At 64.3% G+C, this 22878-nt stretch carries 21 protein-coding genes; 11 read left to right on the top strand and 10 right to left on the bottom strand.

Annotated elements, in window-relative coordinates; genetic code table 11:
* Nucleotides 1-84 precede the first annotated feature (84 nt).
* Both ACVMB0_RS26970 and ACVMB0_RS26965 read left to right on the top strand, forming a co-directional pair.
* Nucleotides 85-330: a PilZ domain-containing protein gene (locus ACVMB0_RS26970; protein WP_021079298.1), complete on the top strand. Its 246-nt coding sequence runs from the start codon at nt 85-87 to the stop codon at nt 328-330.
* A gap of 139 nt (nt 331-469) precedes the next feature.
* On the top strand, nt 470-1294 hold the full coding sequence (locus tag ACVMB0_RS26965; protein WP_456754700.1) for a tetratricopeptide repeat protein: 825 nt from the start codon (nt 470-472) through the stop codon (nt 1292-1294).
* A 128-nt stretch (nt 1295-1422) separates the two neighbouring features.
* Here ACVMB0_RS26965 and ACVMB0_RS26960 read toward each other — a convergent pair whose 3' ends face one another.
* The 5 genes from ACVMB0_RS26960 to metC form a co-directional block, all read right to left on the bottom strand.
* Nucleotides 1423-2691 carry an AAA family ATPase gene (locus tag ACVMB0_RS26960; RefSeq protein ID WP_456754701.1) on the bottom strand — a complete coding sequence of 423 codons (1269 nt, stop codon included), beginning with the start codon at nt 2689-2691 and terminating at the stop codon, nt 1423-1425.
* Nucleotides 2688-3428 carry a CpaD family pilus assembly protein gene (locus ACVMB0_RS26955; protein WP_461348227.1) on the bottom strand — a complete coding sequence of 247 codons (741 nt, stop codon included), beginning with the start codon at nt 3426-3428 and terminating at the stop codon, nt 2688-2690. The genes ACVMB0_RS26960 and ACVMB0_RS26955 overlap by 4 nt, the downstream gene beginning before the upstream one ends.
* 33 nt (nt 3429-3461) lie before the next feature.
* A complete protein-coding gene (locus tag ACVMB0_RS26950; protein ID WP_461348226.1) occupies nt 3462-4928 on the bottom strand; it encodes a type II and III secretion system protein family protein in 1467 nt (488 codons plus the stop codon).
* 13 nt (nt 4929-4941) lie between these two features.
* A complete protein-coding gene (gene cpaB, locus ACVMB0_RS26945) occupies nt 4942-5745 on the bottom strand; it encodes a Flp pilus assembly protein CpaB (RefSeq protein ID WP_456754704.1) in 804 nt (267 codons plus the stop codon).
* 288 nt (nt 5746-6033) lie between these two features.
* On the bottom strand, nt 6034-7230 hold the full coding sequence (gene metC, locus ACVMB0_RS26940) for a cystathionine beta-lyase (protein WP_456754705.1): 1197 nt from the start codon (nt 7228-7230) through the stop codon (nt 6034-6036).
* A 331-nt stretch (nt 7231-7561) separates the two neighbouring features.
* On the opposite strand from metC, the gene ACVMB0_RS26935 reads away from it, so the two are divergent.
* From ACVMB0_RS26935 to ACVMB0_RS26920, 4 genes are read left to right on the top strand one after another with little or no spacing between them, the layout of a single operon-like run.
* Entirely contained in the window at nt 7562-8581 is a 1020-nt protein-coding gene (locus tag ACVMB0_RS26935) for an amino acid ABC transporter substrate-binding protein (RefSeq protein ID WP_456754706.1), read from the top strand.
* 22 nt (nt 8582-8603) lie between these two features.
* Nucleotides 8604-9809 carry an amino acid ABC transporter permease gene (locus ACVMB0_RS26930; RefSeq protein WP_461348225.1) on the top strand — a complete coding sequence of 402 codons (1206 nt, stop codon included), beginning with the start codon at nt 8604-8606 and terminating at the stop codon, nt 9807-9809.
* Nucleotides 9806-11326, top strand: coding sequence for an amino acid ABC transporter permease (locus ACVMB0_RS26925; protein ID WP_461348224.1), 1521 nt, complete (start codon nt 9806-9808; stop codon nt 11324-11326). The genes ACVMB0_RS26930 and ACVMB0_RS26925 overlap by 4 nt, the downstream gene beginning before the upstream one ends.
* A gap of 11 nt (nt 11327-11337) precedes the next feature.
* Nucleotides 11338-12078: an amino acid ABC transporter ATP-binding protein gene (locus ACVMB0_RS26920; protein WP_249136587.1), complete on the top strand. Its 741-nt coding sequence runs from the start codon at nt 11338-11340 to the stop codon at nt 12076-12078.
* Nucleotides 12079-12159: 81 nt separating this feature from the next.
* Here the strand turns inward: ACVMB0_RS26920 and ACVMB0_RS26915 are convergent, their stop codons facing one another.
* The 4 genes from ACVMB0_RS26915 to ACVMB0_RS26900 form a co-directional block, all read right to left on the bottom strand.
* Nucleotides 12160-13194, bottom strand: coding sequence for a cysteine synthase A (locus ACVMB0_RS26915; protein WP_461348223.1), 1035 nt, complete (start codon nt 13192-13194; stop codon nt 12160-12162).
* Nucleotides 13195-13417: 223 nt separating this feature from the next.
* Nucleotides 13418-14656 (bottom strand): class I SAM-dependent methyltransferase, encoded by a 1239-nt coding sequence (locus tag ACVMB0_RS26910; protein WP_461348222.1) that lies wholly within the window; start codon nt 14654-14656, stop codon nt 13418-13420.
* Nucleotides 14646-15449: a DUF1365 domain-containing protein gene (locus ACVMB0_RS26905; RefSeq protein ID WP_461348221.1), complete on the bottom strand. Its 804-nt coding sequence runs from the start codon at nt 15447-15449 to the stop codon at nt 14646-14648. The genes ACVMB0_RS26910 and ACVMB0_RS26905 overlap by 11 nt, the downstream gene beginning before the upstream one ends.
* Nucleotides 15446-16798: an NAD(P)/FAD-dependent oxidoreductase gene (locus tag ACVMB0_RS26900; RefSeq protein WP_461348220.1), complete on the bottom strand. Its 1353-nt coding sequence runs from the start codon at nt 16796-16798 to the stop codon at nt 15446-15448. The genes ACVMB0_RS26905 and ACVMB0_RS26900 overlap by 4 nt, the downstream gene beginning before the upstream one ends.
* Nucleotides 16799-17036: 238 nt before the next feature.
* Between ACVMB0_RS26900 and ACVMB0_RS26895 the strand changes: the two genes are divergently transcribed.
* The 3 genes from ACVMB0_RS26895 to ACVMB0_RS26885 are packed head-to-tail and all read left to right on the top strand — an operon-like array spanning nt 17037 to nt 19111.
* Nucleotides 17037-17624 (top strand): sigma-70 family RNA polymerase sigma factor, encoded by a 588-nt coding sequence (locus tag ACVMB0_RS26895; protein WP_456754713.1) that lies wholly within the window; start codon nt 17037-17039, stop codon nt 17622-17624.
* A complete protein-coding gene (locus ACVMB0_RS26890; protein WP_461348219.1) occupies nt 17621-18271 on the top strand; it encodes a ChrR family anti-sigma-E factor in 651 nt (216 codons plus the stop codon). The genes ACVMB0_RS26895 and ACVMB0_RS26890 overlap by 4 nt, the downstream gene beginning before the upstream one ends.
* A gap of 24 nt (nt 18272-18295) precedes the next feature.
* Nucleotides 18296-19111 carry a DUF1295 domain-containing protein gene (locus tag ACVMB0_RS26885; protein ID WP_456754715.1) on the top strand — a complete coding sequence of 272 codons (816 nt, stop codon included), beginning with the start codon at nt 18296-18298 and terminating at the stop codon, nt 19109-19111.
* On the opposite strand, the gene ACVMB0_RS26880 is transcribed toward ACVMB0_RS26885, so the two are convergent.
* Nucleotides 19100-19501, bottom strand: a complete 402-nt coding sequence (locus ACVMB0_RS26880; protein WP_456754716.1) for a DUF2177 family protein — start codon at nt 19499-19501, stop codon at nt 19100-19102. The genes ACVMB0_RS26885 and ACVMB0_RS26880 overlap by 12 nt on opposite strands.
* 439 nt (nt 19502-19940) lie before the next feature.
* Here ACVMB0_RS26880 and ACVMB0_RS26875 point away from each other — a divergent pair, with 439 nt between their 5' ends.
* Together ACVMB0_RS26875 and ACVMB0_RS26870 are read left to right on the top strand one after the other, a co-directional pair.
* Nucleotides 19941-21410 (top strand): efflux transporter outer membrane subunit, encoded by a 1470-nt coding sequence (locus ACVMB0_RS26875; RefSeq protein ID WP_461349716.1) that lies wholly within the window; start codon nt 19941-19943, stop codon nt 21408-21410.
* On the top strand, nt 21400-22848 hold the full coding sequence (locus ACVMB0_RS26870) for an efflux RND transporter periplasmic adaptor subunit (RefSeq protein ID WP_461348218.1): 1449 nt from the start codon (nt 21400-21402) through the stop codon (nt 22846-22848). The genes ACVMB0_RS26875 and ACVMB0_RS26870 overlap by 11 nt, the downstream gene beginning before the upstream one ends.
* Nucleotides 22849-22878 lie beyond the last annotated feature (30 nt).

Raw genomic sequence — 22878 nt, 5'->3', positions numbered from 1 at the left:
AGTTTCCAATCTTTCCCCGCTATGACGGTAGCAACGAGAGAGCTATCCAGCCAGCAAGCTGCCTAGAAAGGCGTGGGGATCAGGATGTTTGTGAATCGCCGCAAGAGCGAACGCCGCGAGTGCCGGAGCGTCGCCAAAATTCAATTGGGCACGGGGTCGTTGCCGCGTGACTGCATGATCACCGACATCTCGGCGGGTGGCGTCAAGGTGATCGCCGAATATCTGGAGATTCCGCCGGAATTCACCATCATCCTGTCGTCCGGCAGTCCGCGCCAGTGCCGTCTGGCCTGGCGTATCGGGCACGAATTCGGCGCCCAGTTCGTCGACTGAACCAGCCGCCAGGTTGGCTGGCCGCCCGGCATCCGGCGGCGCTTTTGGGCCGGATGACGGCGAGATGATGGCATCCTTAACCGGAACTTAGGGTTAAGCTGTGAGCATCCCGGAACATTCGCTGTTCCGAGTCTCGTTGATGTCTGAGAAACTTTCCCGACCTTTGGGCCGCGTGCGCCAGCTCGCCGGCCCGGTATCTGCCGTGATCCTGCTGATCGGGCTTTCCGCCTGTCAGACCTCGGGTCCGTCCGACATCACCGGGTCATTGGGCGACACGGCGGAGGCCACGCCGGCCCCGGCCGATCCGCGGCGCGACATCGCGACTTACCACGAACGGGTCCGCTCCAATCCGAAAGATACCGACGCTGCCCTGAAATACGCCCGGGCGCTGCGCGCTACCGGCCAGCGGGCGCAGGCCGTCGCCGTCATGGAGCAGGCGGTGCTGGCGCAGCCCAGCAACAAGGCGCTGCTCGCAGGTTACGGGCGGGCGCTCGCCGACAATGGCAATTTCCAGCAGGCCTTCGACGTGCTCGGGCGCGCCCACACCCCGGAGGACCCGGACTGGCGCATCCTGTCGGCGCAGGGCGCCGTGCTCGACCAGCTCGATCGCCACGACGAGGCACGCCAGTATTACGCGAGCGCGCTGAAGATTGTGCCCGACGATCCGTCGGTGCTGTCCAATCTCGGCCTGTCCTATCTGCTGTCGAAGGACCTGCCGAAGGCCGAGGAGACGCTGCGTCACGCGCGGGAGCGTGCTCCCGACGACATGCGGGTGCGAACCAACCTTGCCGTCGTGGTCGGCCTGCAGGGCCGCCAGGCCGATGCTGAAGCCATCATGAAGGCCGATCTGCCGCCGGAGCAGGGTTCGGCCAATGTTGCCGCGCTGAAGCGGCTGTTGGCGCGCAGGGACGCGAGCCGGACCGATACCGACAAGATCCCGGTCGCGGCCAGCCGCCGCGACTAACGCGTTTTCAGGCGAGAATCTGGCGGGCTAGAGCCCTTTCCGTTCCGATGGGATCAGAACGGGACTCTAGATTCTTGTTTGGCGCGTTTTCTTCGCGCAAAACGGCAGCCACTTCGCTCGAAAACGCTCTAACCGGCGGCCCGGCGCCCATTGCCGCGGCGCGACTGCAGCTTCTTGAGGATCGGCGACAGGAACGATTCGCGCGCCTCGGCGAGGTCAGGGCGACCGGTGAGGCGCTGGGCGATCTGCAGGAATGTCCTCGTGGTGCGATGGCGTGCGGAGACTTCCGCGATCATCTGGCCGTTGTTGGCGGCTTCGCCGAACAGCCTGCAATCGAACGGGATGGTCGCAATCGGCTGACTGTCGATCGTCTTGGCGAAATCCTTGATCTCGATCTCGGGGCGCTTCGACATGCCGACCTGGTTCAGACAGTAGAGCGGCGGCCGGTCGTTCGGACGCGCGGCCTTCAGCAGGTTCATCATGTTCTTGGTGTTGCGCATATTGGCAAGGTCGGGCTCGGCGACGATCAGGATGTCGTCGGCTCCCACCAGCACGCGCTTGGTCCATGCGGTCCATTGGTGCGGGACGTCGAGCACGATGCAGGACGTGGTCATGCGCATGGTGTCGAAGATGGCGTCGAACGCTTCGGCGCCGAAATCGTAGACCTGGTCGAGGGTGGCCGGCGCCGCCAGCAGGCTCAGATGATCGCTGCATTTTGCGAGCAGGCGATCCATGAAGGCGCTGTCCGGACGTTCGGGCGAGAACACCGCGTTGGCGATGCCCTGTGTCGGATCCTGGTTGTAGTCGAGCCCGGCGGTGCCGAAGGCGAGGTCGAGATCGATCACGACCGAATCCAGCCCGAGGTCGCGCGCGATGGTCCAGGCAACATTGTGGGCAATGGTCGAGGCGCCGACGCCGCCCTTGGCGCCCGCGACCGCGATCAGGCGGCCGACCGAGACCGCTTCCGAGGACGAGAACAGGCTGCAGATCGAGCGCACGACATCGAGCACCTTGACCGGCCCGATGACGTAGTCGTTGACGCCGCGCCGCACCAGTTCGCGATACGGCGCAGCCTCGCCGGGCGTACCGAGCACGACAACGCGGGTGCCGGGATCGCACACCGTGGCGAGCTCGTCGAGGCCGGCGAGGAAATCGCTGTCCGGCTCGGTCTCCAGCATGATGACGTTGGGCGTCGGCGCCTTGTGATAGGTGTCGATCGCCGCGGCGATGCCGCCCATGTGGACGGAGAGGTGAGCCTTGGCGAGCCGGCGGTCTTCGGCGGCGGCGCGCGCGGTTGCGGCGGTCGCGACGCTGGCGCAGAACGCCTGCACCGAAATCCGCGGCGCCGGCGCGATGTGGTCGTTGGCGTGCTGCGGCTCGTGTTGTGGATCGGTCATTTCCCGGCGTCGCTCAACTTGGCTTTATCGGCTTCAGGATAGTTGGTCGTGGTCGACTCGCCCTTGCTGTATTTCTGGAATGCGACCGAGCGGCGCGGCGTGTAGGCGGCGGTTTCGGTCCGCGGCTGCTCGAGGTCGGACGGATTGGCGACCATCGCGGCGAGATTGCGCTGCGTGGCGCAGCCGAAATTCTCGTACTGCTTGTTCTCGTTGTAGCTCGGATTGTAGATCGAGGGAGCGAGATCGCTCGGCCACAGGCCGCAGGGACCGGCGACCGCGGCCATCTTCGGGTAGCTGAGGCGAATGGTCGGAAGCGCGCGCGGGTCGTCGACGCGATAGGCGCGCCTGGTGATGGCGTGGCCGGGCACCCCCATCGACGCCAGCACGCCGCGGATCTCCTGGTACACCGCCTGCGCCGAGCGCGCGTTCGAGGTGTCGGCCGGCACGTCGACCGCGATCGCGCCGGTGCCTTCACGGCGCCAGGTGCGGGCCAGTCCCATGACGTCGTCGCGCTGGGATTCGGTGAGGTTGCCGCGGGTCCGGCTCACGAACACGACGATCGACTGCTCGCCCTCGGTGATGGCGATCGGATGCCGTTGCCGGTAGTCGTCGGGCACGGTGCCAGTGACGACATTGTCGCCGGTCAGGTTGCAGCCGCCGAGCGCGATCGCGCTGACGACGAGGGCGCCGCACAGCGACAGCGCTCTGACGCGACCGGCTTGCGTGTTGCGTGTCATCATAGAATCCCCCAACCCCTTCAGGCCCGCGCCTCAGTCGATGATGAAGCCGAAATTGACCGGCGTGGCGCCGATCGGCTCGCCACGGGCTGCAACGCCGTAGATGCGATTGACGCGCGCCAGCAGCGCCGATTGTGCGTCGGAGGCCGGAGCAAATCCGTCATCCGGACGGGACAATTCCTTCTGCGCGACCGCGCGCACCACATAGGGCGTCACGATGACCATGAGCTCGGTCTCGTTGTTGACGAAGTCCTGGCTCCTGAACAGCTGGCCGAGCACCGGGATCTGATCGACGCCCGGCATTCCGTTGATGGCCTGCTTGGTCTGCTCCTGGATCAATCCGGCCATCGCGATCGAACCGCCGGAGGGCACCTCCAGCGTGGTGTCGGCGCGCCGGGTCTTGATCGAGGGAATGGTGGTGCCGTTCTGGCCGCCGGTCAGGGCGTTGTCCATCGAGACTTCGGAAACCTCGGTCATCACCTTCAGGCTGATGCGTCCCTCGGACAGCACCACCGGGGTGAAGTTGAGCGAGATGCCGAACTTCTTGAAGCTGACGGTCTGCACGCAATTGCCGATCGTGCCCGACGTCGTCGTCTGACAGGTGACGCCGGTTGGGATCGGAAACTCGCCGCCCGAAACAAACGTCGCCGACTCGCCGGAGATCGCGGTGAGGTTGGGTTCGGCCAGCGTCTTGACCACGCCCGCGCTTTCCATCGCGCGCAGCGTCGCGGTGACGGTCGGCACACCGAGCTTGTTCAGGGCTGCGCCGGTCAGCAAGTTGCTGGTGAGCGGCCCGTTGTTGGCGGTGAAGGGGTTGGCGTTGTTGAAGACCACAGCGGCAGTGCCGTAGTTCATGTTGGCGCTGAGATCGACGCCGAGCTGCTTGATGACGTCGCGGCGGACTTCGGCGACGGTGACTTTCAGCATCACCTGGTCGCGGCCGCGCACCACGATGGAGTTGACGACCTTGTCGGCGCTGCCGACTAGCTTCGCGGCGATGTCGCCGGCCTGCTGGGCTTCGACCGGGCTCGCCACCGTGCCGGTCAGAACCACGCTTTCGCCGACGCCCTCGATCTGGACGCCCGGCAGCATCTGCTTCAGCGCGGCGCGCATGCCGTTGAGGTCACGCTTGATCGCGATGTCGTAGGAGGCGACCTGGTTGCCGTCGGCATCGAAGAACACCACGTTGGTCTGGCCGACCGCCGCGCCGATGATATAGGCGCGCTGCGCCGAGCGGATCACCGCGTTGGCGATCTTGGGATCGGCAACCAGCACGTCCTTGGCCTCGCGGGGCAGGTCGACCACGACAGACTTGCCGACCCCGAGCGAAACGAACCGCGTCTTGGCGGCGATGCTGCTCGTGACCGCGACATCCGCGTTCTTGTCGGGATCGGTCGCGTTGGCGAGGGCAGGGATCAGCATCAGGGCGGTGACCGCCGAGAATGACAGCGAGCGGACCAGTGTGGTCCGTGTCGCCAGTTGTTTTGCAGCCGTTGTCATAGCGAAGCCCCCATCACTTCTGTGTCGTCTGCGAGCTCGGGATGCCGAAGCGCACCACCTTGATGCTCTCGCCCCGCTTCGGGGCCTGGTCTCTGGTCTCGTCGGTCTTCTCGTTGACGTCGGCAATGCTGCGCAGCGCCAGCGCCAGCGTGCCGCTCTGCCGGGCGCGCGCCAGCGTCTCGGCCTGCTCGGGCTTGAGTTCGAGGGTCACGGTCTTGCCGACGAGGGAGTTGTTGCCGTCCTTCTCTTTCGGCGCCTGGTCGATCGCCAGCACGCGGACGTTGGACAGCAGGATCTCGGTCGTGATGATGTCGCGGCTGCCCTGGACCTGATCGGGGTTCTTGTCGCGTCGCGACAGGATCACATCGACGCGGTCGTTCGGCAGGATGAAGCCGCCGGCGCCGGTCTCCGGCGAGATTTCGGTGGAGATCGCGCGCATGCCGGAGGGCAGGATCGCGGCCATGAAGCCGCTGCCATTGGCCTTGACCAGCTTCTGCTCGCGGATCGGCTCGCCGATGATGAATGGCGTGCGCGCAATCGAGCCGATGACGTCGTTCATGGCGTCGGGATTGGTGTCGTGGCGGATGAACGCGGCGCTCGCGGTTTCAGCCGGCCAGCGCTGCCATTGCAGGTCTTCGGCCTTGACCGACTGGCCAAGGCCGATGTCGGACTTCGCCACCAGCACCTCGACAGTCGGCAGTTGCACCACCGGCGGCGCGACCGGCGCCGGTTTTTTATCGCCGACGCTCGCGAGATACATGGCCGCGAGGCCTGCGACGCCGGCGATGCCGAGGACCACGATGCGTGCCGTCTTCATGCGATTGTCTGAATGCCCTTAACGCCGGGCAGTCACGTTCCTTGCGGCACTGACAGCCCTTCCCGGAGGCATCACTACGGCCGCAAAAGTATAAGGGAACTTGATGGAAGGTCCGGACAATTAAGGGATTGGTGGGGATGGTGAACGGCGAGTTATCGGCGCCGGCCGCATCTCCGCAGAATCCCGGAGATCGTGCGTGCTCCAGCGCGTGCGGCCTTCGTCGCAACGCGCCGTCATGGCACGTCCGTTGTGGTTAATGCCGTCGAACGCGGCAGCCGGCGCCGAGGATCAGAGTGCGGCCTTCAACGCCGCAAAGCCGCGATCGAGATCGGCCTTGAGGTCGTCGACATTCTCGAGCCCGATATGCAGCCGCAGCGTCGGTCCGCCCGGCGACCATTTGGTCGCGGTGCGATAATCGCTGCAGTCGAACGGGATCGCGAGGCTCTCGAAGCCGCCCCAGGAAAAGCCCATGCCGAACAGCCTGAGCGCGTTGAGCATGGTATCGACTGCGGTTTGCGGAACGGGCTTCAACACAATGCTGAACAGACCGGAGGCGCCGGTGAAGTCGCGCTTCCAGATCGCATGGCCGGGATCGGTTTCCAGGGCAGGGTGCAGCACGCGCGCGACCTCGGGCCGGGCGGCCAGCCAGCGTGCCATCTCGAGGCCGGAGCGATGATGTTGCGCAAGCCGCACCGATAGCGTGCGGACACCGCGCAGCGCGAGATAGACGTCGTCGGGGCCGGCGCAGACGCCGAGCAGGCGGATACCCTCGGCAATCAGCGGCCAGGCCTTCGCATTGGCCGAGATGGTGCCGAACATGATGTCGGAATGGCCGCCGATATATTTGGTCGCGGCCTGCATGCTGATGTCGACGCCCTGCTCAAGCGAGCGGTGATAAAGCGGCGTCGCCCAGGTGTTGTCGTCGATGACCAGCGCGCCGCGGGCATGGGCCACCGCCGCGATGGCCGGAAGGTCGGGCATCTCGAAGGATTGCGATCCCGGCGCCTCGAGCAGCACGGCGCGGGTGTTCGGCTTGAACAGGGTCTCGATGCCGGCGCCGATCAGCGGGTCGAAATACGTGGTCTCGATCCCGAGCTTGCCCAGCATGCCGTTGCAGACGTTTCGCGTCGGCCGGTAGGCATTGTCGCAGACCAGCAGATGGTCGCCAGCCTTCAGCACGGCGAGCAGCGTGGTGCTGATGGCGGCCGCGCCTGACGGTGCGAGCCCGACCCCGGCGCATTGCGGGCCTTCCAGCGCCATCAGCACGTCCTGCAGCGCCCGGGTGGTCGGGGTGCCGTGGCGGCCATAGGTGAATTCGGCGCGATGGGCGTGGAGGTCTTCCGCGGTGGGATAGAGCACGGTCGAGCCGTGAAACACCGGCGGATTGACGAAGCCCTTCTGGGCCTTGGTATCGCGGCCGGCCGTGACCAGGCGGGTTGCGATGTGCTGCGGGTGGGCGGGCGTGGAGCCGTCTGAGGAGGTCATGGATCGCTGCCGTTCGACTTTAGACTTTTTGCCGCGGCCGCACCGCGTCGGACGACGGGGCTGCGCCGGGAGGTGTTACTAACAGGACGCAGAAGACATGCGTCAACCCCTTGACCCGGCTCGTCAGTCGCTATGTGATGCGGCGCAACTACCAGTCGCCGCACGTTGAGGGGCCTGCCGCGACCTACGATCCGTTGCCCGATCGGTTTGCCCGCCAAACTGCCGGTCGGACCAGCATCTTTTGCTGCATTGGATCATTGGGATGGCCCGTGAAACGCGCGAGGCGATCACAAAGCAAACGTCCAACGGACGACCCTGAAAGGCCCTGCCCATGAAATGCGCATCCCTGGCTGTTTTTCTTGCCGTTGCCGCTGCCGCCCTGTCGGGCCAGGCGGCCTCGGCGCAAACCCTCAAGACGGTCAAGGATCGGGGCCAGTTGTCCTGCGGCGTCAGCCAGGGCCTGCCGGGCTTCTCCGCGCCCGACGACAAGGGGAACTGGACCGGGATCGACGTCGACGTTTGCCGCGCCATTGCCGCCGTGGTGCTCGACGACCCGACCAAGGTCAAGTTCGTGCCGCTGTCGGCCAAGGATCGCTTCACCGCGCTGCAGTCCGGCGAGATCGACGTGCTGTCGCGCAACACCACCTGGACGGTGTCGCGCGACACCTCGCTCGGCGCCAATTTTGCCGGCGTGACCTACTATGACGGGCAGGGCTTCATGGTGAAGAAGTCGCTCAAGGTCAATTCGGCGATGGAATTGAACAGCGCGTCGGTGTGCGTGCAGACCGGCACCACGACGGAGCAGAACCTCGCCGACTTCTTCAAGGGCAACAACATGAAGTACGAGGTGATCGCGTTCGGCAGCATCGACGAGGCCGTCAAGGCCTATGAATCCGGACGCTGCGACGTCTTCACCGATGACGCTTCGGGACTCTATGCCAGCCGTCTCAAGCTCGCGAACCCCGCCGATCACATCGTGCTGCCGGAAATCATTTCCAAGGAGCCGCTGGGGCCGATGGTGCGCCACGGCGACGACCAGTGGTTCGACATCGTGAAGTGGACGCTGTTTGCGATGATCAATGCCGAGGAGCTCGGCATCACCCAGAAGAACGTCGACACGATGCTCAAATCCGACAAGCCGGAGATGAAACGGGTGCTCGGCACCGACGGCAATCTGGGCGAACAGCTCGGCCTCACCAAGGATTGGGTGGTGCGGATCGTGAAGGCGGTCGGCAATTACGGCGAGGCCTTCGAGCGCAACGTCGGCACCGGCTCGCCGCTCGGCATCGCCCGTGGCGTCAACAATCTCTGGAACAAGGGCGGTATCCAGTACGCGCCGCCGATCCGCTGATCGATCCGGCCGACCTGCGGCGATGAGCATCGCGCCCCGCAAACCACCGCTGCAATTGGCCCTCAGGCTCAAGCGTGCGCTTGGCGGCAAGAGCGGCTGGAACGGAGTGGCGGCCCAGATTGCCTTCGCCGCGATCCTGGCCTGGATCGCCTATGAGGTCGTCGCCAATGCGCGCACCAATCTGGAGACCCAGCACATTGCATCGGGCTTCGGCTTCCTCAACTACAATGCGGGCTTTGACGTCAATCAGAGCCTGATCGCGTACAACAACTCCGACACCTACTGGCGGGTGTTCTTCGTCGGTCTGTTGAACACGATCCTGGTCTCGGTGATCGGCATAGTCTTCGCCACCGTGATCGGCTTCATCGTGGCGCTGTGCCGGTTGTCGCCGAATGGGCTGCTGTCGAGGATCGGCGGCATCTATGTCGAGATCGTCAGGAACTTGCCGCTGCTGTTCCAAATCCTGTTCTGGTATCTCGCCGTGCTCGCAGCGCTGCCGGCGCCACGGCAGAGCATCTCGATCTTCAGCGCGGTCTTCCTCAACAATCGCGGGCTGATCGTGCCGCAGCCGATCAGCGAGCCGGGGCTCGATCCGTTCCTGGCCGCGTTCGCGGTCGGCATCGTCGTGGCGCTGGGCTTGCGGCGTACCGCGCGGCGGGTCCTGTTCCAGCGCGGGCAGATGATCCGGATCTGGCCCTATGTGCTGGCGTGCCTGGTCGGGCTGCCGCTGGTTTCGATCCTGGTCTTCGGCTGGCCGCTGACGTTCGAACTGCCGCAGCTGAAAGGCTTCAACTTCGCCGGCGGCGCGCGGATCATCCCCGAATTCGTCGCGCTGACGGTGGCGTTGTCGACCTACACCGGGGCCTTCATTGCCGAGATCGTCCGCGCCGGCGTCCTGTCGGTGCACAAGGGACAGATGGAGGCCGGCTCCTCGCTCGGGCTGAGCCGCTCCGCGACGCTGCGGCTGATCGTGGTGCCGCAGGCGATGCGCGTCATCGTGCCGCCGCTGACCAGCCAGTACCTCAACCTCACCAAGAATTCGTCGCTGGCGGTCGCGATCGGCTATCCGGATCTGGTCTCGGTGTTCGCCGGCACCGCGGTGAGCCAGACCGGGCAGGCGATCGAGATCATCGCCATGACGATGGGCGTCTACCTGCTGCTCTCGCTGACGACGAGCGCGCTGATGAGCATCTACGGCTGGCGGATCAACCGGAGCATGGTGGCATGACGGACATCTCCGCCGTGTCCTTTGTCCGGCAGGATCTGGTCGCCGAGCGTGCGGCACCGGCGAAGACCACTGGCTTGATCGGCTTCCTGCGCACGCGGCTGCTGAATTCGCCGGGCAACATCCTGCTGACGATCCTCGGGCTGTTGCTGGCCTGGTACCTGATCATCCCCGCGGTCAAGTTCCTGCTGGTCGACGCGGTCTGGACCGGCACGGATCGCACCGCCTGCCTGGCTGAAAAGGCGGGGCACGAGGTCGGCGCCTGCTGGCCCTATATCCAGGCCAAGCTGACGCAACTGATCTACGGCTTCTATCCGGAAGCCCAGCGCTGGCGGGTCAATCTGACCTATGGTCTCGGCGCCGCGCTGTTGCTGCCGCTGCTGATGCCGCGCCTGCCGGCCAAGGGCCTGAATTCCGGCCTGTTCTTCTTCGCGTTTCCCGTGGTGGCGTTCTTCCTGCTGCATGGCGGCGGCATCACAGGCTTCGGCGTGAGCTGGACCGCCGGCCTGTTGCAGCTGTTCGAGCAGAGCATCGGGGGCGCCGGCGATCTGCTGGTCAATCTCAGCAAAGGTTCGGCGCTCGCCCCGCTGCTGTGGGTGCTGGGCAAGCTGCTCGTGCTGGCCGGCGCAATCATCCATTGGCTGATCTACCCGCTGACCTGGTTGCGCGATCTGTTGCAGGCCTCGTCGCTGCCGGTCTGGAGCGATTTCGTGGTCACCGCCGCGATCGTCACCGCCGCGCTGTTCGTGCTCGGCGGCGGCGTGCGGACGGGCGGCAAGGTCCTGATCGGCAGCGTGCTGACGTTTGCCGGCATCGCGGTTGGCATCAAGCTGATGGGGCTCGATCGCAGCGGCTTTCCGATCGTCGACACCCGGCTGTGGGGCGGCCTGCTGGTGACGCTGGTGATCGCGATCACCGGGATCGTCGCCTCGATGCCGATCGGGATTGCGCTCGCGCTCGGCCGTCGCTCGAGCATCCCGCTGATCCGGATCTTCTCGATCGCCTTCATCGAATTCTGGCGCGGCGTGCCGTTGATCACGGTGCTGTTCTTCGCGACCTACATGCTGCCGTTGTTCGTGCCGGGCAATTTCGCGGTCGACGGATTGCTGCGCGCGCTGATCGGCGTCGCGATCTTCACCGGCGCCTATATGGCCGAAGTGATCAGGGGCGGATTGGCTGCGGTGGCGCGCGGGCAGGCGGAGGCGGCATCGGCGCTCGGCCTGTCCTGGTGGAAGACCACGTCGCTGATCGTGCTGCCGCAGGCGCTGCGCTACGTCATTCCCGGCATCGTCAACAGCTTCATCTCGCTGTTCAAGGATACCTCGCTGGTGTCGATCGTGGCGCTGTTCGACCTATTGGGTTCCCTGCGGGCATCGTTCTCGGACCCGGCCTGGTCGACGCCGACCACGGCGTTCACCGGATTTGCCTTTGCCGGAATGATCTATTTCGTGTTCTGCTTTGGAATGTCGCGCTACTCGCTGTTCGTCGAACACCGGCTCAACGCCCACCGCCGCCACTGAACAAGGTCACCATGTCCACAACCCCGATCGTCAACATCTCCACGCTCAACAAATGGTACGGCGACTTCCACGTGCTGCGCGACATCAACCTTGAGGTCGGCAAGGGCGAGCGCATCGTGATCTGCGGCCCCTCCGGATCGGGCAAGTCGACCCTGATCCGCTGCATCAATGCGCTGGAGGAGTTCCAGGAGGGCGAGATCACGGTCGACGGCATCGAGCTCGGCCCGAATTTGCGCCGGGTCGACGAGGTGCGGCGCGAGGTCGGCATGGTGTTCCAGAGCTTCAACCTGTTTCCGCATCTCACCGTGCTCGACAATTGCACGCTGGCGCCGATCTGGGTGCGCAATATCCCGAAGAAGGATGCCGAGGCGGCCGCGATGAAGTTCCTCGAGCGGGTCAAGATCCCGCATCAGGCGAACAAGTTTCCCGGTCAGATGTCAGGCGGCCAACAGCAGCGCGTCGCGATCGCCCGCGCACTGACCATGAACCCGAAGGTGATGCTGTTCGACGAGCCGACCTCGGCGCTCGACCCGGAAATGGTGAAAGAGGTGCTCGACACCATGGTCGACCTCGCCAGGGAAGGCATGACCATGCTGGTCGTGACCCACGAGATGGGTTTTGCCCGCGAGGTCGCCAATCGCGTCGTGTTCATGGACGCCGGCCAGATCATCGAGTCGAACACGCCGCAGGAATTTTTTGCAAATCCGCAGCACGCAAGGTCGAAGCTGTTCTTGAGCCAGATCTTGCGGTGAGAGCACAAAGCGCGAGTAGGGAGTAGCGAATGGCGAGTAGGGATTCCCGCTATTCGCCACTCACCACTCGCTACTCGCCTTTCAAACGAACGGCAGCTCGATCTTGGTGCGCTTCTCGAGCCACTCCGGCACCGGCAGGTTCTTCGAGCGCATGAACTCCGGATTGAACAGCTTGGACAGATAGCGGCTGCCGGAATCGGCCAGGATCGTGACGATGGTCTTGCCGGGCCCGAGCTGCTTGGCGAGCTGGATCGCGCCGGCGATGTTGACGCCGGTCGAGCCGCCGAGGCAGAGCCCCTCGTGCTCGAGCAATTCGTAGATCACCGTCACGGCGTCCGTGTCGGATACCAGGAACGCCGTGTCGACCTTGGCGGTCTCGACCACCGGGGTGACGCGGCCGAGCCCGATGCCTTCGGTGATCGAATTGCCCGGCGTCATCTTGGGTTCGCCGTGCTTGAACAGTTCATACATTGCAAAGCCGTGCGGGTCGGCGCAGGCCGTGACGATATCCTTGTTCTTCCCCTTCAGGTAGCGGCTGATGCCGGCAAGCGTGCCGCCGGTGCCGACCGAGCAGATGAAGCCGTCGATCTTGCCGTTGGTCTGCTGCCAGATTTCCGGTCCGGTCGACTCGTAATGCGCCTTGGGATTGTCGAGGTTGTTCCATTGGTCGGCAAACAGCACGCCGTTCGGTTCGGTCTTGCGCAGCTGATCGGCGAGGCGCTTGCCGAGATGCTGGTAGTTGTTGGGATTGGAGAACGGCAGCGCCGGTGCCTCGACCAGTTCGGCGCCGCACAGCCGCAGAAAGTCCTTCTTCTCCTGGCTCTGGGTCTCCGGGATCACGATCAGGGTGCGATAGCCCAGCGCGCTGGCGACGACCGCAAGCCCGATGCCGGTATTGCCGGCAGTCGATTCGACCACGAGGCCGCCCGGCTTGAGGACGCCACGCTTCTCGGCCTCCAGGATCATCCATTTGCCGGCGCGGTCCTTGACGGACTGGCCCGGATTCATGAATTCGGCCTTGCCGAGAATGGTGCAGCCGGTCAGCTCGGATGCGCGTTTCAGCTTGATGAGCGGGGTGTTGCCGATCGCTTCAATGACGTCTTTGTTGAATGCCATGCGGGGGTAATCTTTTGCCGGTCCGTGTGGTGCCCTGGCCGGAAACTAGTGTGCCGACGGCAAAAGGGGAAGGCTTTTGCAGTGCGGCGAATTTCGTACGACGGTCAGCCGCTGGCGTTGATCAAAACCCTTGGCAGGACGCTCGTTTTGCGAATGGCCTGCGATCCGGCCAAATCTTGCTGCAATTGACCATGCTGCGTCAGATTCTGTGCGCGGACCCAATTCAGGATGATCGCTCGACCTTGTACAGCCCCACATTAAGGGCGCCAATTTCAAAGCCCAGCCTGCAATATGCCAAGTAGTACTCCCACATCCGCTTGAACCTGATATCGAAGCCGAGTGCTTCAATCGACGGCCAGGCGACGAGGAAGCGGTCGTGCCAATCTGCCAGTGTCCGTGCATAGCTATCGGCGAAGAACTTGGTCGAAACCAGCCGCAATCCGGAATTGCTCACCAGTTGCTTGACGATCTCGACGGTCGGCAGCATTCCGCCGGGAAAAATGTAGCGCTGGATGAATTCCGGCCGCCTGCGATAGCTTTCAAAGCGACGTTCGTCGATCGTGATCACTTGCAGCACCGCGACGCCGCCGACATCGAGCCGTTGCCGCAGTTCGTCGAAGAACAGCGGCCAATAGGCTTCGCCAACCGCTTCCAGCATCTCGATCGAGACGACCCGGTCGTAGCTGCCATCAGTGTCCCGATAGTCCTCGAGCCGCAGGTCTGATTTCTCCGAAAGCCCTTTTACGGCCAGCTGCTCGCGCGCGTAGCCGAGCTGTGCGGTCGACAGCGTCAGTCCGGTGACGTGACAGTCGTGTCGTTCGATCAGGTGCCGCGCCAGCGCGCCCCAGCCGCAACCGATCTCGAGGATCTTCTCGCCGCCCTTGAGTTCTAGCAGATCGGTGACCCGATCAAGCTTGGTCTGTTGGGCTTGCGCGAGGGTTGGGTCGGCCGAGATGTAGATCCCGGACGAATAGGTCATGGTCGGGTCGAGCCAGAGCCGGTAGAAATCGTTGCCGAGATCGTAATGAGCCCGAATGTTGCGCCGGCTGCCGCGCCTGGTATTGCGATTCAGCAGGGCATGGCGAAGCCAAATAAAGGGTTGCGGAGGCCTCAGCCTTTCGAACGAGGTTGCGTGGGCCGATCGTGGGGCGGCCGCGCTGAGAAATGCGTGGATGTTGGGCGTCGACCATTCGCCGGCAAGGTAGCCTTCAGCAAAGCCCAGGTCGCCGCCGACAAGCAGCCGCAGCAGGCACTTCCAGCTGTGAATCCTGATATGCACCGGTTCTCCGCCGCGCAAGCCGGAGATTGTGACGCCGCGCCCGCCGGGCAATTGTACGAGTATTTCGCCGCAATCGATCCGGCGGAGCAATCGCCGTAGCAGCACCCCGATCGTCGCGCGGAGCACCGGCGGCCATTCGACGGGCATCCAGCCGGGGGCGGTCTGCTCATGGTCAATGCGCATGCAAATTCGTCCGTTGCTTAAATGATTTGGCCACGCGCGTCATGCCGTTCGCGGATGGTCTAGGTCGTTCGCAAATGCGCATGCCCTTCAGCCAAAGCCGTGCCGCCTCCCAATGGATCGCGAGGATGACCTTGGTCGTCACCAGCGGAATTCCAAGGAAGCTGCGCAACAGCGTCCAGTCGCTCAGTGGCTGGCGCGACCCGCCAAGGCAGGCGCTCAGTATGGTTTCGCCGTCTTCGCTCGCGCTGATACCGAGCGCGAAGCGCTCGCCGGGCAAGTGCAAGCGGAAATGATAGCTCTGGTTCATGGCCATGAACGGCGACACATGGAAGTCCTTGTTGCAGTCGTGCCGAATGCTCGCGTCGTCGGCATCGATCGCCGCTACATAGGCGTGACGTTCGCCGAATGTGTTGTGGACTTGATAGACGATCGCCGCGAGTTGGCCGGAGTCTCGGTAACAGAAATAAAGGCTGAGGGGATTGAAGCTGTAGCCGAGTGTCCGCGGCATGCAGAACAATTGGATTTGTCCGCCTGCCAGATCGATACCGGCTTGCTCGAGCTGTCGCTCGATCTGAGCGCGGAGCGGCGTTGCGCGGCCGTCGCCGTGATCGGTGTCGTACAGCGCGAATAGGTTAAAGTGGTTGTGCGAGAATAGCCGCAACCGCGAGATCAGCGCGGGCATCTCGTCGAGATCGAGCAGCAGCCAAAACGCGCGGTAGCGGAACCGATGAGATGCCGGACGCAGACGCCGATGCATCACGCTACCGCGATAGAGGCAGGAGCGGAGTGTCATGGCTGCAGCTCCCGTTCGGGCAAGGATCTAGTATTAGCGGCGAGCACAATGCGTCCGGATTCGTTCGGCACGTTCCACGGCCTGCGTACCTTGCCAAGTTGCTCGGCGACCGCAAGCCCCGATTGCAACCCGTCCTCGTGGAAGCCCGCGCCGAAATGCGCGCCGCAGAACCACATGTTTCCGTCGCCTTGCAGCGACCAAAGCCGGCGCTGCGCGGCGATTGCGGCCGCATCGAAGATCGGGTGCTCGTAGACCTCCGTCTGATGCAGCGTGTCCGCCCGCGGGGGACGGGCGGGATTGAGCGTGACGAACAGCGGCATATGCCGCGGGATTCCCTGCAGCCGGTTCATCCAATAGGTGACTCCGGCCGGCGTGGCACGTTGGCCGCGCGATCCGACATAGTTCCAGCTCGACCAGGCCAGGCGCCGTTGCGGCATGAACGTTGGATCGGAATGGAGGACGGCGAGGTTGCGGCAGTAGCGGAAGGCACCGAGCAATCTGGATTGATCCGAAGTCGGCTCATCAATCGCCGACAGCGCTTCATTCGCGTGCGTTGCCAGGACGACATGATCGTATGGTCGCGTTTCGCCGTGAACGTCGGTCACGGTCACACCGCGCGCCGAGCGTCGTATCCTGACCACGCCGCAGTCGAGCTTGATCCGGTCCGCGAACGGCTGGACCAGCCGCTGCACATAGATGCGGCTGCCGCCGGTCACGGTTTCCCATGCCGGCCGCTGGGTTAGCTGAAGCAGGCCGTGATTGTGGTGGAAGCGGATGAACGTCGCTGCGGGAAAGGCAAGAATTTCATCTGGAGGCGCCGACCAGATGGCGCTTGCCATCGGCAGCAGATGGTCGTCGCGGAACGCTGAACTGTAGCCGCCTTTCGCAAGATATTCGCCGAGGCTGATGGTCTCGTCACGCAGCAGCGCCGCATCGCGTGTCGCGCGATCGTAGAAGCGGACCAGGTCGCGCAGCATCGACCAAAAGCGCCGTCGCAGCAGATTGCCGGGCTGAGCCAGCAGGCCGGAAAGGCCGGTCCCGGAATATTCCAGATCGCCCTGGTCAAGAGAAACCGACAGCGACATCTCCGATGCTTGCGTGGAGACGTCGAGATATCGGAACAGCGCGGCAAGGTTAGGATAGGTCTTCCGGTTGAACACGATGAAGCCGGTATCCACGGCGACGCGCTGGCCGCCGAGGGACGCAGTCACGGTGTTGGAATGCCCGCCGATCCGATTGGATTTCTCGTAGACGGTCACATCGTGCCGTTGGCTGAGCAGCCAGGCGGCCGAGAGGCCGGAAATGCCGGTTCCGACTACGGCGACGTTTAGTTTGCCGTCGTTCCTCAACGACTATTCCTTTTCGATCCACTAATGCGCCGGCGCGTCGTGCGGACGACGACATGGGTAAGAACGACGGATCATGACCGTTGGATCACCGGTAGTGATCCAACCTCAGCCGGAGAGCGTTCCTGTTGGTATGCAAGCCGCCATACGACATATCTCCGGGATTGCCGGTCTGGTCAGGTCGGGCGCGATCCGGTATTGCGGCCGCAGAGCGCTAAACGAGAGGGAGTGTCCGCGCGGCATGCTGAGTGAAACTCCCGACAACGAGACGTCGGATGCCGCCCGATGGGCGCGGCTGATCGAAGCCGTTGCTGTTCGCAGGGATCGCGAGGCCTTCGCTGCGCTGTTTCGGCATTTTGCGCCGCGCGTAAAGGCGTTCATGAAGCGCTCGGGGGCGAGCGAGCAGCTTGCCGACGAACTGGCGCAGGAGGCCCTGCTCCTGGTGTGGTCGAAGGCCACTCTGTTCGACCCCAAGAGCGGTGGTGCCGCCGCCTGGATATTCACGATCGCGCGAAACCTGCGCATTGACGCGCTCCGTCGTCAGAAGCGAACTCCGAACAGTGATACGTCGGAGACGGACCTTGAGTTTCAGCGCGACGAGGGCCCGTTGCCTGACGCGGGAGTGGCGGCGTATCAAATAGAGGCGCGAGTCCGCGATGCACTGTCGGTGTTGCCGGACGACCAGATGCGGGTGATCGAGCTATCCTTCTTTCACGAAACAGCCCATGCGGATATCGCAAAGGCGCTCGATATCCCGCTCGGCACCGTCAAATCGCGCTTGCGGCTGGCGATGGCCCGGCTGCGCAGCTTGCTGGATGACTTCGCATGACCGTCCATCATCACCCCCCGGACGAGTTGTTGGCGGCGTTTGCGGCCGGCACGATCGACCTGGGTCAGCATATTGCGATTGCCACCCATTTGATCGGCTGCGCCAAGTGCCGCGGAGCGGTACGGGCAATGGAGCATGTTGGCGGTGCGGTGCTGGACCAACTGCGGCCGGCCGCGATGTCGGATGGATCGTTTGAGGCGTTGGAGCGCAAATTGGACGAGGCGTCGGCGGCGTCCGTTCCTGTGCGACGCCCGGGGCGGGCATTCCGCGATGTGCCGGGCTTGCCGGACTTTCTGGGCAGCTATCCCGACAGTTCGTGGCGATGGATTGCGCCAAAGGTGCATTTGCGGCCGATCCGGCTGCCCGAGCCGAGCGCGACGCGCGCCTTTCTGCTGAAATCCAGCCCCGGCACGAAGATGATCGAACATACACACACCGGCTTTGAGATGACCTGCGTGCTGTCCGGAAGCTTCGTTCACGCCGGTGGCCAGTTCGGGCCGGGAGATTTCGACTTTGGCGACGGTACGGTGGATCACGATATCTGGATCGACTCGACGGAAGACTGTATTTGCCTGGTCGCAATGCAGGGCGATTTGAAGCTCAACGGAGTGATCGGCCGCTTGCTGCAACCGCTGATCCGCATGTGACGAGCGCCCCGGAAGATGCTCTCCATGAGCCTGCTTCAGTTGATCTCCCAGTTCATCGTCATGGCTCTTGTGCTGTCTGCGCTCATGACGATCGCCTGGCAAATTCAGCGACGAACAGACGCTACCGGATGGATCGACGTCTGCTGGACATTCGGGACCGGTCTGGTTGCTTGCGCGGCCAGCCTCGTCCCGGTCCCGCAGGGCGGGACGGCCAGCGAGCGGCAGCTCGTGGTGGCGCTGCTGGTCGCGATCTGGTCGCTCCGGCTCGGTGGTCATCTGCTGCTGCGAACCTGGAAAGCCGGCGACGATCCGCGCTACCGCGACCTGATCGAACAATGGGGCGCGACGGCCGATAGGCGCATGTTCCTGCAGTTGCAGGCGCAGGCAGCAGTCGGTTTGATCCTGGCGGCATCAGTCGCGCTCGCTGCGCATAACCCGCGCCCCGGGCTGGGGTTTGGAGATCTGCTCGGCGCGCTGCTGCTGCTCACCGGTTTGATCGGGGAGGCGTCATCCGACGCGCAGCTACGCAAATTTCGCTCGGACCCTGCCAACCGACATCGGGTCTGTGAAGTCGGGCTGTGGAAGTGGTCGCGTCATCCGAACTATTTCTTCGAATGGGTGTGCTGGTTGGCCTATCCGCTGATTGCCATCGACGCTTGGTACCCAGCCGGCTGGATCACGCTCCTGGCGCCTGCCTGTATGTACTGGGTTCTGGTTCATGTATCCGGCGTGCCGCCGCTCGAACAGCACATGGTGCGCTCGCGCGGTCAGCAATTCCGCGACGTGCAGGCGCGAACCCGGCCGTTCTTTCCGTTCCCGAAGCCGACGTCAGGCCACTAACCTCGCTGTCACGAGACAGGCCATCGTCGCGGAAATCGCACCGAGCAATGTCCCCCAAGTGACATCGAGCAGGGTGAGTTGGACGGTCCAGTTCCGCAATGTCGCCTGGTTCGTCAAATCGTAGGTCATGTAGCTGAAAAAGCCGAGCAGTGCGCCGCTGAGCGCGGCCGAGCCGAGGCTTCCCAACTTTAGGGCAGGGAGTACGGCGAACACCACCAGCCCAACTGGGTAGATCAGGTAGAAGACGATCGCCGGGGGCAGGTTTACTTCGGTCGACAGGATGTCCCCGAGCGTCGGACGGTATAGTCGGCTCGCCATCGTTCCAAGCCAGGCCATGTCGCAGAGTAGGAAGACGAGCAACGTCGAGAGGTAAGCGTAGAGATAGGTCATGTCGGGTCCGAAGGTTGAACGCCGCTATCAGCCGCAAGGTGCGACTTGCTGGAAGGTAACGACGGATCATGGCGTCTGGATCATGGTAACGCAGGGTAAGGCGCCCGAAATTGCGGATTCGGCGCAACAGGGGTGAAGAAATCCCCATGAAATCTTTGTTAGAATCCGAGCGGCTGAGATATCGCCCGAAGGCGCGGAAACGCTGCAAAAATGGGGGAAAGTCGCCATTTGGGGTGGCGACGAATCACGGTGGATGCGACGTCGCGCAATCCTGACAGGGCTGTCCGCCCCATCATCCCGAGGGTAGGATGGACAAGCAGGTTCCATTGAAAGCATTGCCCGTGAACGTTACCCAGACCATCGCTGAACGCGTCATTCGTGCGCCACAGGCGAAGTCTGGCTGCGGCGGAGAACGGGTGTGATCCAGCCCGCGTCCGCGATGGTGCCTGGAGGCCATTTCGGCCTCGTTTTCCGCCTGCGACGGCTCGCGGGACGCTCGCTGGTCGCCCTCGGCCTGGTCGCGGGCTCCGCCGGCTGCATCCTGACCCAGGACATCCCCGATCCGGCGCTCGACGTGCCCCAGGGCTACAAGGCGGCGCGTCTGAGCCGGCCGAGCGACGCGCTTCCGACGCTCGACTGGTGGCGGGCCTTCCGCTCCAAGGAGCTGACACAGCTGATGGAGGAGGCGCAGACCGTCAACCTCGACATCGCCGCGGCCGTGGCGCGCTTCCGCCAGGCCGACGCGCTGGCGCGGCAGGCTGGCGCCGCGCTGCTGCCGACCGTCAATCTCAATGGCTCGGAAACCTACTCGCGGACCTCCGGCTCCAGCGCCAGCGGCCTCACCAATGGCGGGCGCGAGGTGGTCAACTACAACGCCTCGCTGAGCGCCAGCTATCAGCTCGACTTCTGGGGCCAGAACCGCGACGCCGCGCAGGCGGCGGAAGAGACCGCGGTCGCCAACCGCTTCGATCGCGAGGTGGTGGCGCTGACCACGCTCGCAAGCGTCGCCAACGCCTACTTCACGGTGCTCGCGACGCAAGATCGGCTGCGCACCGCGCAGCGCAACATCGCCAGCGCCGAGCGCATCCTCAACGCGATCCGGGAGCGCTTCAAGGCCGGCACCGGCTCCGATCTCGACGTCGCACAGCAGGAGAGCGTGCTCGCCAATCAGCGCGCGCTGGTGCCGCCGTTGCGGCAGACGCTCGACCAGAATATCAACGCGCTCGCGGTGTTGGTGTCGCGGCCGCCCGAGAGCGTGCGCGTCGCCGGCGGCTCGCTCAACTCCGTCGCGATCCCCCGCGTCACGCCGGGCCTGCCGTCGGAATTGCTGACCCAGCGTCCTGACATTCGCCGGCAGGAGGCGCAGCTTGCATCCGCCACGGCCAATGTCGGCAGCGCGCGGGCGCAGTTCTTTCCGAGCATCCAGCTGACCGGAACGGGCGGTTACCAGAGCCAGGCGCTGGTCTCGCTGTTCCAGCCGCACGCGGCCTTCTTCAACCTGGTCGGCAGCATGACGCAGCCGATCTTCGACGGTGGCCGGATCCTCGGCAATTTCGAGAACGCAAAGGCGCGGCAGGACGAACTGCTGCAGACCTACCGCAAGACCGTCGTGCAGTCGTTCACCGATGTCGACAACGCGCTGGTCGCGATCCGCGAGACCACGCGGCGGCTGCAATTGCAGCGCGACGTGCTGTCGTCGTCACGCCGCGCCTTTGACCTCGCCGAGCAGCAGCTCAAGGCCGGCACTGCCGACATCGTAACTGTGCTAAACACGCAGCTGACCTTGTTCCAGGCGGAAGATGCCTATTCGCAGGCCCAATTGGCCCGGCTTTTGGCGATCGTGAGCCTCTATCAGGCACTGGGGGGCGGCTGGGAACCGAAGATGGAAAGACCGGTCGATGCTCTTTAAGCCCGACTCCACGGAAAACGGCAAGGACGACGAGAAAAGCACTGCGCCGCGCAAGCGGAGCCTGATCTCGCGCCTGCTTGGGCGCATGGTATCGCTGCTCATTACGCTCGTGATCCTGGGCGGGCTCGGCTATCTCGGCTGGCTCGCGTTCCAGCCGAAGCAGGGCGGAGGCGGCGGGCGCGGCGCAGGCGCGCGGCCTGATTTGCCGGTGCCGGTGCTGGCGGCGACGCCGCAGCTGCATGACGTGCCGGTCTATCTTGACGGCGTCGGCTCGGTGAAGGCGCTCAACACCGTCACGGTGCGCTCGCAGGTCGACGGCAAGCTGCTCAAGGTGAATTTCGTCGAAGGCCAGGACGTCAAGAAGGACGACGTACTGGGCGAGATCGATCCCGCGATCTATCAAGCGCAGTACGACCAGGCCGTCGCCAAGAAGGCGCAGGATGTCGCGCTGCTCACCAACCAGAAGCTCGACCTCGCCCGGTATGAACAGCTGGCGTCGACCAATGCCGGCTCCAAGCAGCAGGCCGACACGCAACGCGCGCTGGTCGCGCAGCAGGAGGCGCTGATCAAGGCCGACCAGGCCGCGATCGACAATGCGGCGGCGACGCTGAGCTACACCAAGATCGTGGCGCCGATCGCAGGCCGCGCCGGCCTGCGCCAGGTCGACCAGGGCAACATCATCCACGCCTCCGACACCACCGGGCTCGTGATCCTGACCCAGTTGCAGCCGATCGCGGTGTGGTTCAGCCTGCCGCAGCAGCAGATCATGCGGGTCAACGCCGCCGCAGCAAAGGGCCAGCTTGCGGTCGACGTGTTCGGCAATGACGGCGTCACCGTGATCGACACCGGCAAGCTCACCGGGATCGACAACCAGGTCGATCCGACCACCGGCACGCTGAAGCTGAAGGCCGAACTGCCGAACGCCAGCTACCAGCTCTGGCCCGGCCAGTTCGTCAACGTTCGCCTCAAGGTCGAGACCTTGGCCCAGGCGATCGTGGTGCCGACCTCGGCCGTGCAGCGCGGTCCCGCCGGTACCTTCAGCTACGTGATCGGTGAGGACAACGTCGTCACCGCCAAGCCGGTGACAGTCACGCAGCAGAACGAGCATGAGGCCGTCATCTCCAGCGGCCTGACCACATCGGATCGCGTCGTGACCACGGGCTTTGCCAATCTCTCCGATGGCGCAAAGGTCGTGGTCGGCAAGGACGAGGGGCCGCCGGCCGCCGATCTCGCGCCGCGCAAGCGCAGCCGCAATCCCGATGGCAAGCGCGGCGGGGCGCAGGGCGACGGCCAAAGCAAGGACGGCAGGCAGGACGGTCAAGGCAAGAACGGCGAGCACCGCGGCCGCCGCGAGCATAGCGAAGGCGATCAGAAGGGGCAGACCGGACCGGCGCCGGGGGGCGAACAGTCGGGCGGCGCGCCGAAGGCGCAGCCATGACCGACATCCTGACCTCGTAGTGTCCGACCT

The sequence above is a fragment of the Bradyrhizobium sp. USDA 4451 genome, assembly GCF_054822585.1.
Note: the sequence above shows the minus strand (reverse complement) of the source record. Positions and strands in the feature narration are given on the sequence as shown.

Coding starts and splice junctions, on each gene's coding strand:
- ACVMB0_RS26960 (WP_456754701.1), bottom strand. CDS start 2,691: ATGACCGATCCACAACACGAGCCGCAGCACGCCAACGACCACATCGCG.
- ACVMB0_RS26965 (WP_456754700.1), top strand. CDS start 470: ATGTCTGAGAAACTTTCCCGACCTTTGGGCCGCGTGCGCCAGCTCGCC.
- ACVMB0_RS26930 (WP_461348225.1), top strand. CDS start 8,604: ATGAGCATCGCGCCCCGCAAACCACCGCTGCAATTGGCCCTCAGGCTC.
- ACVMB0_RS26895 (WP_456754713.1), top strand. CDS start 17,037: ATGCTGAGTGAAACTCCCGACAACGAGACGTCGGATGCCGCCCGATGG.
- ACVMB0_RS26970 (WP_021079298.1), top strand. CDS start 85: ATGTTTGTGAATCGCCGCAAGAGCGAACGCCGCGAGTGCCGGAGCGTC.
- ACVMB0_RS26890 (WP_461348219.1), top strand. CDS start 17,621: ATGACCGTCCATCATCACCCCCCGGACGAGTTGTTGGCGGCGTTTGCG.
- ACVMB0_RS26870 (WP_461348218.1), top strand. CDS start 21,400: ATGCTCTTTAAGCCCGACTCCACGGAAAACGGCAAGGACGACGAGAAA.
- ACVMB0_RS26955 (WP_461348227.1), bottom strand. CDS start 3,428: ATGACACGCAACACGCAAGCCGGTCGCGTCAGAGCGCTGTCGCTGTGC.
- ACVMB0_RS26935 (WP_456754706.1), top strand. CDS start 7,562: ATGAAATGCGCATCCCTGGCTGTTTTTCTTGCCGTTGCCGCTGCCGCC.
- ACVMB0_RS26950 (WP_461348226.1), bottom strand. CDS start 4,928: ATGACAACGGCTGCAAAACAACTGGCGACACGGACCACACTGGTCCGC.
- metC (WP_456754705.1), bottom strand. CDS start 7,230: ATGACCTCCTCAGACGGCTCCACGCCCGCCCACCCGCAGCACATCGCA.
- ACVMB0_RS26925 (WP_461348224.1), top strand. CDS start 9,806: ATGACGGACATCTCCGCCGTGTCCTTTGTCCGGCAGGATCTGGTCGCC.
- ACVMB0_RS26905 (WP_461348221.1), bottom strand. CDS start 15,449: ATGACACTCCGCTCCTGCCTCTATCGCGGTAGCGTGATGCATCGGCGT.
- ACVMB0_RS26885 (WP_456754715.1), top strand. CDS start 18,296: ATGAGCCTGCTTCAGTTGATCTCCCAGTTCATCGTCATGGCTCTTGTG.
- cpaB (WP_456754704.1), bottom strand. CDS start 5,745: ATGAAGACGGCACGCATCGTGGTCCTCGGCATCGCCGGCGTCGCAGGC.
- ACVMB0_RS26875 (WP_461349716.1), top strand. CDS start 19,941: ATGGTGCCTGGAGGCCATTTCGGCCTCGTTTTCCGCCTGCGACGGCTC.
- ACVMB0_RS26880 (WP_456754716.1), bottom strand. CDS start 19,501: ATGACCTATCTCTACGCTTACCTCTCGACGTTGCTCGTCTTCCTACTC.
- ACVMB0_RS26915 (WP_461348223.1), bottom strand. CDS start 13,194: ATGGCATTCAACAAAGACGTCATTGAAGCGATCGGCAACACCCCGCTC.
- ACVMB0_RS26910 (WP_461348222.1), bottom strand. CDS start 14,656: ATGCGCATTGACCATGAGCAGACCGCCCCCGGCTGGATGCCCGTCGAA.
- ACVMB0_RS26920 (WP_249136587.1), top strand. CDS start 11,338: ATGTCCACAACCCCGATCGTCAACATCTCCACGCTCAACAAATGGTAC.